The organism is Streptomyces sp. GL_148 (assembly GCF_057834205.1).
Genome location: NZ_CM174396.1, coordinates 4,853,155 through 4,868,640 on the forward strand (window position 1 = coordinate 4,853,155; position 15,486 = coordinate 4,868,640).

Sequence of the window (15,486 nt, forward strand, 5' to 3'; positions counted from 1 at the left end):
GCCCTCCGCACCCGCCCAGCGCAGCGGATAGGCTGGGCGGATGACGCGAGCCGAGCAGCCAACGGTCGTGACCGCCACCACCACCGACACCGCCCCCACCTACGACGAAGCCCTCGCCGCGGACTCCCGCGAGCGGGCGGTGCGCGCCCTGCTGCGCACCCCCGGGCTGCGCCGGCTGTGGAGCGCGCAGTTGGTGAGCGGCATCGGTGACGCCCTCGCCCTGCTGGTCCTGGTGCTGCTGGTCTTCCAGACGGCCGTGGAGCAGGAGTCCTTCGGCGGTGGCTACACCGGCTGGGCCCTCGCCGTCGCCGCCGTTTTCGGCGTCCGCGTGGTGTCCACCGTCCTCTTCGGCGCGGTCCTCCTGGGACCCCTGGCCAAGCTCACCGCCCCCGGCGGCACGCTGGACCGCCGCTGGACGATGATCGGCGCCGACGGGCTGCGGCTCGGCCTCTTCGTCGTGGCCCCGCTGTGGCTCGACTGGATCGGCCCGCACGCGCTGACCGCCCTGCTCGCCACCGTCTTCGTCTCCGGCGCCGCCGAGCGGCTGTGGGGGCTGGCCAAGGACAGTGCCGCGCCCGGCCTGCTGCCGACGCCGCCGCCGGAGGGGGCGACCGTACGGCCGCTGCCCGACCACCTCGACGCACTGCGCCGGCTGAACCTGCGTACGGCCTTCGCGGCCCTGCCGGTCGCCGCGGCCGCGCTGCTCGCCGCGACCCTGATCGGCAAGGCCCTCGGCCTGGGCATCGGCTGGTTCGCCGAGAACCAGGCGGCCCTCGGCTCATACGTGGCCTCCGGCCTCTTCGCGGCATCCGTATCGCTGCTGCTCCCGCTGGTGCTGCCCGGCACGAAGACCCCGCGTCCGCGCTCACCGCTGGAGGGCCTGCGCGCCCCCAAGGCGGGAGACCGGCCGGAGAAGGGGCGTACGGGGGCCATCCCGCTGCTCGTCCTCGTCTGCGCCGCCGTCGCCGGAGCCGTCGCCTCCGCCGCCGCCGTGGCCGTCCTGCACGCCACCGACCTGGGGGGCGGAGCGGCCGCGTTCGCGCTGTTCGTACTGGCCCTGCTCGGCGGCACCGCCCTCGGCATCCGCGCCACCCAGGCCGGCAAGGTCCTGCCCGCCCTGTCCCGGAGGCGCCTGCTGGCGCTGGCCGTCGGGGTGACCGGGCTGGCGCTGCTGCTGACCGGGCTGGTTCCGGACACCTCGACGGTGGTGTTCCTCGCGCTGCTCGCCGGCAGCGCCGCGGGCGTCGCCGCGAACACCGGGCACACGCTGCTCGACCAGGAGACCGAGGAGTTCCGCAGGGCCCGGGTCACCGAGCACCTGCAGGCCGTCGTCCGGGTCTCCGTGGCCGTCGGGGCCGTGGCCGCCCCGCTGCTGGCCGCCCTGATCGGACCGCACCGGGTGGTTGCCGGCGAGGTCGTCTTCGCGCACGGCGGCGCGGCCTTCACGCTGATGCTGGTCGGCGCCCTGCTGCTGCCGGTCGCCGCCATCGTCCTGGCCAAGGCCGACGACCGCAGCGGCGTACCGCTGCGCCGCGACCTGCGCGAGGCGCTGCGCGGCGGGGAGCCGGTGCAGGCCGCGTCCGACGCCGGGTTCTTCATCGCCCTGGAGGGCGGCGACGGCGCCGGCAAGTCCACCCAGGTGGAGGCGATGGCCGACTGGATACGGGCGAAGGGCCACGAGGTCGTCGTCACGCGCGAGCCCGGGGCCACCCCGGTCGGCAAGCGGCTGCGTTCGATCCTGCTCGACGTGTCCTCCGCCGGCCTGTCGAACCGCGCCGAGGCCCTGCTGTACGCGGCCGACCGCGCCGAGCACGTGGACACCGTCGTACGGCCCGCCCTGGAGCGCGGCGCGGTGGTCATCACCGACCGCTACATCGACTCCTCGGTGGCCTACCAGGGCGCCGGCCGGGACCTGTCCCCGACCGAGATCGCCCGTATCTCGCGCTGGGCCACGAGCGGCCTCGTACCGAACCTGACCGTGCTGCTCGACGTGTCGCCGGAGACGGCCCGGGAGCGGTTCACGGAGGCGCCGGACCGGCTCGAATCGGAGCCGGCGGAGTTCCACCAGCGCGTGCGGTCCGGGTTCCTGACCCTGGCCGCGGCCGACCCCGGGCGCTACCTGGTGGTCGACGCGGGGCAGGACCCGGAGTCGGTCAGCACCGTCGTGCGCCACCGCCTGGACCGGATGCTCCCACTGTCCGAGGCCGAGGTGGCCGCGCAGGCGGAGGCCCGCCGGCTCGCCCTGGAGGAAGCCAAGCGCAAGGCCGAGGAAGAGGCGGCCCGCAAGGCCGAGGAAGCCCGGCTGCTGGCCGAGGAAGAGGCCCGCAAGGCCCGGGAGGCGGAGGAGGCCCGGCTCGCGGCCGAGGCCGAGGCCGCCCGCAAGGAGCACGAGGAGCGGCTGCGCGCCGAGGAGGAGGCCCGCGAGCGGGCCGAGGCCGAGCGGCTGCGGCTGGAGGCCGAGGAGAAGGCCCGCGCGGTGGAGGCCGAGCGGCTGCGCAAGCAGGCGGAGGAAGAGGCCCGGCTGCATGCCGAGGCCGAGGAGCGCCGGCTGGAGAAGCAGCGGCGCGCCGAGGAGGCCCTGCTGAAGGCAGAGGAGGCGCGGCGGCTGGCCGAGGCCTCGGCGGCGGAGGCTGCCGCGAAGTCCGCTGCGGCCGCGGCGGCCGCAGCCTCGGTCGCGGCTGCTTCGGCGTCCGTGGCGGCGGCTGCCCCTGCGGCCCCGGCGGCTCCCGCCGCTCCCGCGCCCAGGGCCGATCTGCGCAAGGATCCGCACCACGACGAGGCCGTGACGATCGAGACTCCGGTCGTCAAGCGGGTCGCGCGGCCGGACGACGTCACCCAGACGGTCCCGGTCCCGAAGGCCGATCCGGCGGCGGGTCCCGCGGACGAGACGGCAGTGCTGCCGCCCGTCCGCGCGACGGGTCCGGCGGACGAGACGGCGGTCCTGCCGCCCGTACGCCCCACCGGCCCGGGCGAGGCGGCGGCGCGGCCGACGGCGCCCAGGGCCTCGTACTCCGCGTCGCGGCCGACGGCCCAGCGCCCCGAGGAGAACCCGGTCGACCGGGTCCCGCCGGGCATCTTCCGCGACTCGGGCAACGACGCGACCCGTGAACTGCCTCTCCTCGCCGAGGACGGCCGGCCGCGCCGGCCCCGCTCGGACTGGGCGGAGGAGACTCCGCTGGACGATCTGCCGACCCTGGCGGACGAGCTGCTGGGGCCGCGCGGGGACGACGAGGACGAGCAGGGCCGGGGGCCGCGCCGCCGGTGACGGTGGCAGTGGCAGTGGCAGTGGCAGTGGCGGGGCGGCGTGACGGCGTGACGGCAGGGGCCGTCGTGGGGCCCGGCTGACGGGGATTGTCAGTGGGAGCCGCCACACTGGGTGAGCAGACGACACGGACGGTACGCGAGGCGAAAGGTGGTGGGCGGGATGCCCGTATGGGACGACCTGGTGGGACAGGAGCGGGTCCAGACGCAGCTGGCCGCCGCCGCGGTCGACGCCGACGGCCTGGTCACCGCCATCGAGGCGGGGACCCCGCCGCCGGCCGCCTCCAAGATGACGCACGCCTGGCTGTTCACCGGACCGCCCGGCTCCGGGCGGTCCACCGCCGCCCGCGCCTTCGCGGCCGCGCTCCAGTGCACCAGCCCGGACCGCGCCCTCGGCGGCGAGCCGGGCTGCGGGTTCTGCGACGGCTGCCACACCACCGTGATCGGTACGCACGCCGACGTGGAGATCGTCCGTACCGATCAGCTGTCCATCGGCGTGAAGGACACCCGGGCGCTGGTGCGCCGGGCGCAGCTCTCCCCGGCCGTCGGACGCTGGCAGGTCATCGTCCTGGAAGACGCCGACCGGCTGACGGAGGGCGCGGGCAACGTGCTGCTCAAGGCCGTGGAGGAGCCCGCTCCGCGGACCGTGTGGCTGCTGTGTGCCCCCTCGCTGGAGGACGTCCTGCCCACCATCCGCTCCCGCTGCCGGCACCTTTCGCTGCGCACCCCGCCGGTGTCCGCCGTCGCGGAGGTGCTCGTGCGGCGCGACGGCATCGAGCCGGACGTCGCGCAGGCCGCCGCCCGCGCGACCCAGGGGCACATCGGCCGGGCCCGCCGGCTCGCCACCGACGGGGCGGCCCGCTCGCGGCGCGCCACCGTACTGAGGCTGCCGATGCGCGTGACCGACGTGGGCGACTGCCTGAAGGCGGCGCAGGAGCTGGTCGACGCCGCCGCCGAGGACGCCAAGCAGGTCGCGGAAGAAGTCGACACCAAGGAGACCGAGGAGCTGCGGGCCGCGCTCGGCGCCGGAGCGGGTACGGGCGGGCGGATGCCGCGCGGCACGGCGGGCGTGATGAAGGAGCTGGAGGACCGGCAGAAGCGCCGGCGTACGCGCACGCAGCGCGACAGCCTCGACCTGGCGCTGACAGACCTCACCGGCTTCTACCGGGACGTGCTGGCCCTCCAGCTCGGATCCTCGCTGGCCATCGCGAACGAGGAGATACGCCAAGACCTGGACCGGATCGCCCGGGAGTCGGGCCCCGAGCGCACGCTGCGGCGCATCGAGGCGATCATCGCGTGCCGGCAGGCGCTCGACCGCAACGTCTCCCCGCTGCTCGCGGTCGAGGCGATGACGATGTCGCTGCGCGCGGGCTGACACGCGGTCGACGCGGTCGACGCGGTCCACGCCGCGACTTCGGCTGCGACTTCGGCTGCGACCTGGGCCTGTGACTCCGGTTGACCGCCTCACCCGTTCGAGGGGTCCGCGTGGCGGTCCGCAGACGCCGCCGGTCCGTGCGGGGCGGCGCTCCGCGCCCGGGCGGCCGCCCGCCGCCCGGCGCGGGTGCCACCGCCCCGGGCGTGCCCGCAGGCCGTAGGCTCCTGGAATGGACACCAGTCGCCTGCTGCGCACCACCGGGACCGTGATCGCCGCTGCGGGGCTACTGCTCTCCGGGTGCACCTCGGGCGGTTCGGGAACACCCCGCGCCGCCGCGTCGTCCGGCGGGGCCTCCGAGGCGCCGTCGGCCGAGCCGTCCGCCGTCCCGGCCGCGCTGCGCCCGTACTACGACCAGAAGCTGAGCTGGCGCGAGTGCGGTGTGCCCGGCTTCGACTGCACCACCATGAAGGTCCCGCTGGACTACGAGAACCCCGGGGGCGGGGACATCGACATCGCGGTGGCCCGCCGCAAGGCCACCGACCCCTCCAAGCGGCTCGGCTCGCTGGTGGTGAACCCGGGCGGCCCGGGAGGCTCCGGCATCGGGTACCTCCAGGCGTACGCGGGCATCGGATACCCGGCACCGGTCCGCGCCGCGTACGACATGGTCTCCTTCGACCCGCGCGGCGTGGACCGTAGTACCCCCGTGGAATGCCTGAACGGCCCGGCCATGGACAAGTACACCCAGGTGGACCAGACGCCCGACACGCCGGCGGAGCGGGCCCTGCTGGTGGCCGCCTTCAAGGAGTTCGCGGCTGCCTGCCGGACGCACTCGCAGCGGATCCTGCCGCACGTGTCCACGGTCGACGCCGCCCGGGACATGGACGTCCTGCGCGCGGCGCTGGGCGACGAGAAGCTGAACTACGTCGGCGCCTCGTACGGCACCTTCCTCGGGGCGACGTACGCCGACCTCTTCCCGGGCCGGACCGGCCGGCTGGTCCTGGACGGGGCGATGGACCCCTCCCGGCCCGCGGTCGACCTGAACCGGGACCAGACGGAGGGCTTCGAGACCGCCTTCCGGGCCTTCGCCGCGGACTGCGCGAAGCAGACCGACTGCCCGCTCGGCCAGGGCAGCCCGGAGCAGATCGCGGAACGCCTGAAGGAGTTCTTCCGCAAGGCCGACGCCCAGCCGGTCCCCACGACCGACCGGTCGCGCCCCGCGCTCGGCGAGTCGCTGGCGACGACCGGGGTGATCGCCGCCCTGTACGACGAGAACGCCTGGCCGCAGCTGCGCGAGGCGCTCGGAGCCGCGATCGACGGCGACGATGGCAACGGGCTGCTGGCTCTCGCCGACAGCTACTACGAGCGCGAGCAGGACGGTAAGTACGCCAACCTCATGTCGGCGAACGCCGCCGTCAACTGCCTCGACCAGCCCCCGGCCTTCGGCGGGCCCGAGGCGGTCGAGAAGGCGCTGCCCTCCTTCGAGAAGGCCTCTCCGGTCTTCGGCGCGGGCCTGGCCTGGGCCTCGCTGAACTGCACGTACTGGCCGACGAAGGCCACCGGCACGGCCAAGGCGCTGCACGCGAAGGGCGCCCCGCCGATCGTGGTGGTCGGCACCACCCGCGACCCCGCGACCCCGTACAAGTGGGCCGAGGCCCTGGCGAGCCAGCTCGACTCGGGTGTCCTGCTGACCTACGACGGCGACGGCCACACGGCGTACGGCCGGGGCAGCGCCTGCATCGACTCGGCGATCAACCAGTACCTCCTGGAAGGCACCGCTCCGGAGGACCGCAAGAGGTGCTGACCCCCGCCGCCGGGGCCGTCGAAGGCCCCTGTCCGAGGCACCCCGTTTAACCCTGTAGACTTGGCGCCGCTGCTGATGAGAGCCTCCCACCAGGGAAATTCTTGTCTTCCCAGCGGTGCCGCCTTAGCTCAGCTGGCCAGAGCAACGCACTCGTAATGCGTAGGTCTCGGGTTCGAATCCCGAAGGCGGCTCGGATTAGCCCCAGGACTCACTCGCCGTGACCTGGGGCTTTTTCATGCCCGCGAACCGTGTGGGAGCGGGCGCTGGTGCGGCCTCGTCGGCCACGCGAACATCACGCCATCGCCGAGTTTCAGAGATTGCCGACCGGCGCGCGGTCCGAACTGGCGATGCTTCAGGGGCGTGGTGTGCGATCAGCTCTGCGGGTGAGTGGCGTGTCTTCTCGACAGGTGGGACTGCCATGCCCAGCGGGCCAGGCCGCCTACGGCGAGCGAGGTGATGATCGCGCCCCAGTCGATGACGTGGGGGAGGCCCGGGAAGAAGGCGAGGAACGCCAAGGACAGTGCCGTGGCGACCAGAAAGGCGGCCAGGCCGGCGCGGCGGCGCTTGGCCTTCCATGCGGATTCGTCGGGCGAGGGCTGGGTGATCACGTGCGGCTCACTTCGTGATGTGGTGGCACTGGCTGACCCGGCGCACACCGTTGACGCTGATGTGAGCGCACGCCTTGCCGTAACGAGGGAGTGTCTGGGGTGAGTTGTCGCGCATCGGGTGGATCTCGCACTCGGTGTGCGTCTTGCCTCGGGACGTGCGGTAGATCTTGTTGTCGGTGTCCGCGTAGGTGAAGTCGATGCGCCAGTTGCAGAAGCCCGCGTTGAGGGCTCCGACGAAGCCGCAGTCGACGCCGGCGTTCTGGTAGGTGATCTTCTTGCCCTCGCCGCGGACGATGGGTGAACATGCAGCCCGTTGGAACCTTCATGGTGACCCCGCCGACTTGGTAGTCGAAGCCGGTGACGGGTGTCGAGCCAATGGCGCCGGCGTGCGCCTCGGCGGGCTCATCGGTGTCCCTTCAGGTGGAGTGTGTCTGCCTGAGGGGAACGTTTGCCGTCGGCTCGGAGTTCTGTCCCGAGGGGCAGTCCACTCGGCTCCTTTCCCGGTGGAGTTCGACCTCGGCCAGATCTGACCACAGCACGGCTCGGTACGGTTCGGGATGATCTTGCGGGGCCTCGTAATGCGTAGGTCTCGGTGTGTGCCGACCTTCCGGTAGTCGATCTCAGCAGCCTCCGGCAATCCGATCAGGAACGGTCGCGACACGATCAGCATGTCGGCGGCCTGCTGTGGTCAGCTCCGCGTGCTCGGGAACGATGGAGACGGTGCGACCTGCTGCCATGTGACTCAGGACTGTCGCCAGGAGCTCTACTGCCTCACGGGGCACCTCAAGATCCGAATCTCCGTCCGGCTTCAGCGCGCGCCGCGAAGTCAGCGTTCGCCCCGGCTGGAGGAGTGGGCCCAGCGGTCGACGTGCTCATGATGTGACCGTCCCTTCGTGCGGCGACTCGGTCGCACGTCTCTCCTGTGGCGTGGCGCGGGGTGGATTGTGGAGGCCGGGTCGTACTGCACGGCCTGCGGAAATGGGATTCAGCCCCCACGCTCCGGCCTGGCGCCAGCGCTAGCCCACCCTCCGGAGGCGAAATGGTCACTGATTGTCAGACCTTGGTGTCACAGTGTGAAGAACGGTGAACGCGGGGGAGGCGCATCATGGGCGGTACGGCAGCAAAGCAGCTCACGCTCGAAGCGGCACGCCGTGAACTCGGCCTGCGGAGGGACGAGTTCACGCTGGGGGTCGAACACGGCCTGATCCGGACGTGCTGGAGTGGAGATGAGCTGTGCGTCAGAGTAGGAGAGGTGGATCGGTGGCGCGCGAGCCCCGGTGAACTCGACGAGCTCACGCGCATGGTGCACGCGGCGGAGGCCGCCGGGCTCGCGGGTATCAGTCGGCACCGGTTCGACCAGCTGGCGCGCGCCGGGGTCGTCCGCCCGGTCCGGTCGTACGTCAACCGCTATCACGCGGAGGTCTGGCTGTACTCGGCCGCCGACGCCCGCCAGTTGCCCGAGCGCCGTCCCGAGCTGTTCGGTACCCAGCTGCCCGGTCCTTTACTGGCCGGACTGGCCTCCGGCGTCGACCGCCGGGCCGAGAGCTACCGTTCGCGTTTGCGCGCCCAGTCGTTGCTCATGCTGCGTGACCCATGGACGAGGGCTGCCGCGTGGTCGCACTGGCGGCGTGCCGCGGAGCCGTCCGTCGATCGGACGAAGATCAGTCAGGCCGAGGCCGCCCATCTCGCGAGGCGCTCTGCGGAGGAGAGATTGGCGGACGTGCTGGGCCCGCACACGGATCCTGTCACCCTCGAGGAGCATGGAGAGGCCGCCCGCGAGTTCACGGCGGCGCTGCGCAGGGCCCGGCGCAGCCGCCCGGCTCCCGAGCTGGTAGCCCCGTCCGACGCGGCGGCACGGCTGGGCTGCGCCGTGGAGCAGATCCCGGACGAGTACCGCGACCGAGGCGTCCCCGCGGATCTACTCGAGCAGACCGTGGCCGATGGCTTGACCACGCTGCCCTCCCCCGCGGGAGTCGTGGCGGGGCGTGCACACCGGGCCGCGCAGCGCCGGAAGGACGAGCGGCAGGCGGCCCGGAAGGCTGAACAGGCTGCGAAGCTGCTGCGCGAGCAGCGCGAGAAGGCAGCCGCCGCGAGGGCCCGCGCCCATGTCCCGGAGAGGACAGCCGACCCCAGGGTGACCCTCCACCTGGGCCCCACCAACTCCGGTAAAACACACGACGCCATCGCCCTGCTGGTCGCCCGCGCCGAGGCCGGAGGGACCGGCGTGTACGCAGCGCCGCTGCGCATGCTTGCCTTCGAGATCTACGAACGGCTGCGCACCCGGCTCGGTGCGGAGCGGGTTGGTCTGCGCACGGGTGAGGAGTACGTCAACACGGACGCGCCGGTGCTGTGCTGCACAGCTGAAGCGGCGCCCACCGTCGGCGATTTCCTGGTTGTCGACGAAGCGCACTGGCTGGCTGACGAAGACCGCGGCCACGCCTGGACCCGCCTGCTGCTGAGCGGATCCCACACCGACGTGCACGTCTGTGCCGCACCGGAAGCCGAAGACCTGCTGCGCAAGCTTTTCGCCCCCGGCACGGACATTACGGTGGTTCGCCACACCCGACACGGCGCACTGAGCCGGACGGAGGAGTTCCGGGCTGCGACCCTTCCGCCGGCAAGCGCGGTGGTGGCCTTCTCCCGCAAAGCTGTTCTCGCTCTGCACCGCGAACTGCTCGAGGCGGGCCGGTCGGCGACGGTCCTCTACGGCGCGATGCCGCCCACGGCCCGCCGCGAGCAGATCCGGCGCCTGTCCGAGGGTGAGGTCGAAGTGATCGTCACCACGGATGTGATCGGGCACGGTGTCAACCTTCCACTGAGTGCTGTGGCATTCGCGGAAACGGGCAAGTACGACGGCAGATCCCGCCGGGAGTTGCTGATCTGGGAAGCCGGCCAGATCGCGGGCCGGGCCGGGCGGCGGGGCCATGACGCGGGGGAAGGGCTCGTGGGCGGCTATCGCAGCCGACTGCCCGGCCTCACCGCCAAGGCCCGGCTCCTGGACCAGGCCGTTCAGGCAGCCAATGGAGCGCGGCCCAGTAGCCTGCGCGTCACGACGGCCCAGTTGCGCCCCACCTGGATCGACCTCGGACAACCGGAGGAGCCTGGAGAGATCCCGCACGCTCTGGCCGGCTGGACCGCTGCCGCTCGTACGGCCGCGCAGGAGCGTCCGTGGCTGCGGCCGATGCCCGTGGACGAGATTCACACCAAGCTACGGGCGGCACGCCAGGCCGTCGGGGCTCCGCCGGGCGTCAGCGGTCGCTGGCCGCGCGACGGCCACACCGTCTGGCGCCTGATCACCCTGCCCATCGACGCCGACCGCCCGGCCTACGCGGCCGTTTGCCGGGCGGTCCTGAGTGGCGCGGCCCTGCACCATCTGATCCGTCCACGCACAAGCATCGAGCGGATGTCCTTGTCCCAAGCCGAGGAGCACGCCGCGGCCATGCGGGACCTGCGTACGGCCGTCCTGGCCTTCGGCCGTGAATGTGGCGGGCTGAGTGCCGAGGAAGTGGCGGCTGGCGAGCGGGCGGCCGCCGATCGGATCAACCAACTGGTCGCCGCTTCCAGGCCACTGGCCACGCACGGCAGCTGCACCTCCTGTGGCGAACCCTGCGCCCCCTGGTACACGCACTGCGATGCCTGCCACTCCGCCCGGTTCTCCTGCGATGACGGTGTCCGGCTCGACTGGTGAGAGCGGGACTGCTCTGGCCGTGCCCACCTCTCTCACACTGCCGCGAGCACCATCAAGGGTTGCGGCGGCCAGTGGCCGGCTCGAGGAGGTCCACGCTCTCCCGCGGTCCGTCCAAGGGCGCTGCCTAGGGGGCGTACGTCTCCGTCGGTCATGGGGTAGGGGTGCGTGAGCGGACGGGGTGGCACAGGGTGGATTGGGCGGTATGCGGGAACCGGGCCGTGCTGCTCTGACCTGGTGAAACAGGATGTGGTGGCACGGCCCGGCACGGGTTGGGATGATCTTGTGAGGCCTCGTAGTGCGTAGGTCTCGGGTTCGAATCCCGAAGGGGGCTCTGTAGAACCCCCAGGACTCACTCGCCGTGACCTGGGGGTTTTGCTATTTCCGGACCAAGCGGCCTCTGCCTCAACCTCGACCTTGGCGGCGTCACGCGCCGCCTCGGGCGTGACGGACTGATAGATGTCCCGCGTGATCCGGCTGTCGCTGTGCCCGAGGCGGCGACGTGCCGCAGGTCGCTGCGCCGCGACCGTGAGCTCGCTCGTCGTGGCGTTGTAGTCGGACCACCGAACGCCGCACGCCTCGCCCCGCCGCAGGCCCTGGTACCGCCGCGGCCCTGGTGGCCTTGAGCACGAAGGCAACCGGGCCGAGCTCGACCTCGCCGGTCCTGACAGCGCCCGCCGTGGTGAAGTCCGGGAGTCTGCCGCACGAGCTGACCTCCGACGGTCGAGACGCCGTGGAATCCGTCAGTGCCGAGGCGTACGACGTACGGGTCCGAGCGTCCGGTGATGGTGCCGCCCGCTCCGGCGCCGTCTGCGTGTTGAGCTTGGCGTCGGCGAGGGCTACTGCCATGGGCGGGGTGGACCTCTGTTGGGGTCACGTGGATCGTGGTGTGTCCGAACTGCGTTTATTTCAAGGTTAGTTGTGGCTGAAATGAGGTTCTTGCTGTCGATCGCGCAGCGTGCCTACATTGGGTGGACCCTTCCGGCATGAGCGGGTGAGGGCGGGAACCTAGCGCGGAGGGGGAGGCACATGAGCCTCAGGTCACTTCTCCGTACGTCTAGCCTGTTACGTTGCGGCAACCCTTCGGCCTCTTGAGGCAACTGAGCCTAGGCAGGCCTGTGTTCATGGGCGCCTCAGGTGACGTCTCCGGAGTCGGCCACCTCTTGTTGAAGCGTGATTGCTTCTTCTCGACTTCGATAATCGAAGCCCTGCCGCAATGCCGCTGTGGTGACGTCGTGAACCGTGCCGGTTCATCAGGAGTGCGCTCCTGGAAAGGGCATCGCAGCGCCCCGCTCCGTTCGAAGGGCCCAACGGGATGTCCGCAGTTCTAGAACTTCTCAGCCCACGTCACGTCCTATCGGCGATGCGAATCGTTCCACTGCTCATCGTCGTCCTGCTCCTGGCCCCAGCCTGGCTGTCTTGGATCTTTCTACCTCGGCCGAGGCAAGAGCTGGTGATCGAAGTAATGCAGAAGCTAATCGAGTGGACCAAGGCCACTAAGGCTTAACTGAGTCCCTGGGGAATTGCCGGCTCCGACACATAGGCGAAGAAGGCGAAGGACGTGGCGGTGGCGGCGAGGAAGGCGACAACGCCGGCGCGGCGGCGTTTGGCTTCCCCGCGTAGGTGAACTCGATGCGCCAGTTGCAGAAGCCCGCGTTGAGGGCTCCGACGAAGCCGCAGTCGTCGCCGGCGTTCTGGTAGGTGATCTTCTTGCCCTCGCCGCGGACGATGTGGGTGAACATGCAGCCCGTTGGAACCTTCATGGTGACCCCGCCGACTTGGTAGTCGAAGCCGGTGACAGGCGTTGGACCGATGGCACCGGCGTGCGCCTCGGTGGGAGGTAAGGCAGCCAGCGCGGCCGTGGTGGCGAGAGCGGCAATGATCCGGGGCTGTGAAGAGTGCCGAATGGAACGCCCGCCGTCGACTCGGGGTCCCGCCCCGAGAGGCAGTCCACTATGAAGAGTGATCAGCAGATTGGCATGCTGACCACCCGTAGCCATTGCCCCCGGTCGGCTGCGTTGCGGCGGAGTCCGGATTGACCGGCGTCAGCTCCGGGCTGCCGTTCGGATCGGCCTGGAGCAGGTTGAGTGCAGACGCCCGAGGAGGAACTGAAGGCGGTCCCGGGGCCTCGACTGCTACCTCGACGAGGGCGATTTCACCTTGGCCCATCAGGAGAACTTCTTCGCCGGGTTCCTCCTCGGCGGGGGGACCTGCCGGAGCTCCGGGAGGCCGAGCGACGGGTACGGGCGGTGCTCCGGTGCACCGTCGGGTAGGGCCCGCTCCCGATGACCTGCCCGGAGGCGGGCGTCGCCCGGATCCGTACGGGATTCGGGGGACCGTGAGACCGGCGCGTTCAGGGGCGGCGGGTCGGGAGGAGCGCGGCGGGGAGGGCGGCCAGGGCCAGGAGGGCCGCCGCGATCGCGTACGTGGTGCGGAAGCCCGTCGGGGTCGTGCCCGCCGTGCTCAGGGTCACCGAGAGGAGGGCCGTGCCGATCGAGGCGCCGATCTGGGCGTTGATGCTGATGATGGTGCTCGCCGCGGTCAGGCGGGGCTTGGGGAGGTCCCGGCTCGCGGTGGTCATCGTCGGCATCATCACCATGCCGGAGCCGATGCCCATGACCATCGAAGCGGTGACGAACCGCCAGGGCGCCACATCCGGCGAGCCGGCCTGGAGGGCGGTCAGGGCCATGCCCAGCGCTCCCACGGCGATGCCGGCCCGGATCAGCCGGCGCGGGGAGACCTTGTCGACGCGGCGCGAGGCGATCTGCATGACCAGGCCGACGGTGAGCCCGGTCGGCGCGCCCAGCAGCCCGGCCGCCGTCGCACTCATGCCGCGGCCCTGCTGCCAGTACATCGGTGCGAGCAGCATGGATCCGAAGTAGCCGCAGGCGAAGAGGGCGAGCGTGGCGATGCCCGCCCGGAAGGTGCGGTCGCGGAGCAGTTTCAGGTCGAGGAGGGGCTCGCGGGCGGTCAGGGCCCTGCGGGCGAAGGCGGCGACGAGCGTGGCGCCGGCCAGGGTGGGCAGCAGGGCGCCGGGTGCGGTGAAGGTGCCGCCTTCCCCGCCGCGGGCCAGGCCGTAGAGGAGCAGGGCGAGGCCCGGGGACAGCATCAGCAGGCCGGGTACGTCCAGCCGGGGCGGGGAGGCCGGGGCGCTCGGGGCGTCGGAGCGCAGCAGTTTCGCGGCGAGGACCAGCGCCACCGCCCCGACGGGCAGGTTGACCAGGAAGATCCACTGCCAGGACACCGAGTCGACCAGCCAGCCGCCCAGCACCGGCCCGGCCACCGGCCCGACGATGATGGGCAGCCCGAGCAGGGCCATCACCCGCCCGAGCCGTGCCGGGTCGGCCGTGCGCATCACCATGGCCATGCCGACGGGCAGGAGCAGCCCGCCGCCGAGGCCCTGTACCGCGCGGAAGGCGATCAGGCTCCCGGCGCTCCAGGCGCACGCGGCGAGCAGCGATCCGAACGAGAACAGGGCGAGGGCGCCGAGGTAGGTGCGTTTGGCGCCGAAGCGGCCCATCGCCCAGGCCGAGGCCGGGATGACGGCGGCCAGCGCGAGCGTGTACGCGCTAGCCGCCCACTGGATCGTCGCGAGCGGTGCGTGGAAGGCTTCGGAGAGGCGGTGCAGGGCGACGTTGACGATCGTCATGTCGAGCACCGACATGACCGAGCCGACGATGACGACTCCCACGGTGCGGTGGAGCTGACGCGCCGACGGGGTGGGGTCCGGCCCGGCCGCCGGCCCGGCCGCCGGCCCGGCCGCCGGCCCGGCCGCCGGCCCGGCCGCCGGCCCGGCCGCCGGCCCGGCCGCCGGCCCGGCCGCCGGCCCGGCCGCCGGCCCGGCCGCCGGGCCGGATCGGGTCGCCGGGTCCGTCGGGTCCGTCGGCTCAGTCGGGTCCGTGGGGTCTGACAGGTCCGTCAGGTCTGTCATGTCCGTCGGATCCGCCGGGTCCACGGGCCCGTTGGAGTTCGTGAGGCCGGTCGTGGTGGCCGGACCGGGGGAGACGGGGAGGGGCATGGTGTCCGCGGGAGGCGTTGCCGGCGGGGTCGCGCCTCGGGGGTTCCGGGGCGTACGCATCCTCCTGCCGCCCTCAGCCCTGGTACGGGCGGCTCGCGCGGGCGTCGCGCAGCGCGCGGCCCCACCAGGCCAGCTGGCCGACCATGCCCTTGACCGCGCCCTCGGCCACGGCGGCGTCGCGCGGTACGCCGTCCTGGCCGAGCCCGGACCAGGGCCCGTGCAGGCTGACGGAGTCGCGCACGGTCACGGAGTGCAGCTCGGCGAAGACCAGCCGGAGCTGCTCGACGGCGCGCAGGCCGCCGCCGAGGCCGCCGTAGGAGACGAAGCCGGCCGGCTTGGCGCGCCACTCCTCGCGGTGCCAGTCGATGAGGTTCTTCAGTACGGCCGGGAAGCTGTGGTTGTACTCGGGCGTGACGATGATGAAGGCCTCGGCAGCGGCCAGCCGCGGGCTGACCTCCGCGAGGGCGGCGGCCGTCTGCGGGTCCGGGGAGCCGCCCCAGCCGGGCATGACCAGCGGCAGGTCGACGTCGGCGAGGTCGATGAGGTCGAGGTCGAGGCCGCCGAGGGCGGTCGCGGCGCCGAGGAACCAGTCGGCGACGGCGCGGCCCTGACGGCCCTCGCGGACGCTGCCGAGGATGACGGCGACGCGCAGCGGCGCGTCCTCGCCGGGGGCGGAGGCGGGGGTGGAGGCGGGGGTGGAAGCGTGGGCGGCGGTGTGGGCGGCGGTCATGGCGGGTC

7 protein-coding genes and 1 tRNA gene are annotated in these 15,486 nt (G+C 72.4%); 5 read left to right on the plus strand and 3 right to left on the minus strand.

What is annotated here, in order from left to right:
* Positions 1 to 40: 40 nt before the first annotated feature.
* The 4 genes from tmk (at position 41) to AC3IYI_RS22460 (ending at position 6,628) form a co-directional block, all read left to right on the plus strand.
* Entirely contained in the window at positions 41 to 3,265 is a 3,225-nt protein-coding gene (gene tmk, locus AC3IYI_RS22445; RefSeq protein WP_489405462.1) for a dTMP kinase, read from the plus strand.
* 159 nt (positions 3,266 to 3,424) lie between these two features.
* Complete coding sequence (locus tag AC3IYI_RS22450) at positions 3,425 to 4,636, plus strand: DNA polymerase III subunit delta' (RefSeq protein WP_489405463.1); 1,212 nt, start codon at positions 3,425 to 3,427, stop codon at positions 4,634 to 4,636.
* Positions 4,637 to 4,865: 229 nt separating this feature from the next.
* Complete coding sequence (locus AC3IYI_RS22455) at positions 4,866 to 6,437, plus strand: alpha/beta hydrolase (RefSeq protein WP_489405464.1); 1,572 nt, start codon at positions 4,866 to 4,868, stop codon at positions 6,435 to 6,437.
* A 117-nt stretch (positions 6,438 to 6,554) separates the two neighbouring features.
* A tRNA-Thr gene (locus tag AC3IYI_RS22460) sits at positions 6,555 to 6,628 on the plus strand.
* Between the two features lie 180 nt (positions 6,629 to 6,808).
* On the opposite strand, the gene AC3IYI_RS22465 is transcribed toward AC3IYI_RS22460, so the two are convergent.
* Positions 6,809 to 7,045, minus strand: coding sequence for a hypothetical protein (locus AC3IYI_RS22465; protein WP_489405465.1), 237 nt, complete (start codon positions 7,043 to 7,045; stop codon positions 6,809 to 6,811).
* Between the two features lie 1,105 nt (positions 7,046 to 8,150).
* Between AC3IYI_RS22465 and AC3IYI_RS22470 the strand changes: the two genes are divergently transcribed.
* A complete protein-coding gene (locus AC3IYI_RS22470; RefSeq protein WP_489405466.1) occupies positions 8,151 to 10,733 on the plus strand; it encodes a DUF6397 family protein in 2,583 nt (860 codons plus the stop codon).
* Positions 10,734 to 13,083: 2,350 nt separating this feature from the next.
* Here AC3IYI_RS22470 and AC3IYI_RS22475 read toward each other — a convergent pair.
* Both AC3IYI_RS22475 and AC3IYI_RS22480 read right to left on the minus strand, forming a co-directional pair.
* Positions 13,084 to 14,661 carry a DHA2 family efflux MFS transporter permease subunit gene (locus AC3IYI_RS22475; protein WP_489405467.1) on the minus strand — a complete coding sequence of 526 codons (1,578 nt, stop codon included), beginning with the start codon at positions 14,659 to 14,661 and terminating at the stop codon, positions 13,084 to 13,086.
* 160 nt (positions 14,662 to 14,821) lie between these two features.
* Complete coding sequence (locus AC3IYI_RS22480) at positions 14,822 to 15,478, minus strand: NADPH-dependent FMN reductase (protein ID WP_489405468.1); 657 nt, start codon at positions 15,476 to 15,478, stop codon at positions 14,822 to 14,824.
* Positions 15,479 to 15,486 lie beyond the last annotated feature (8 nt).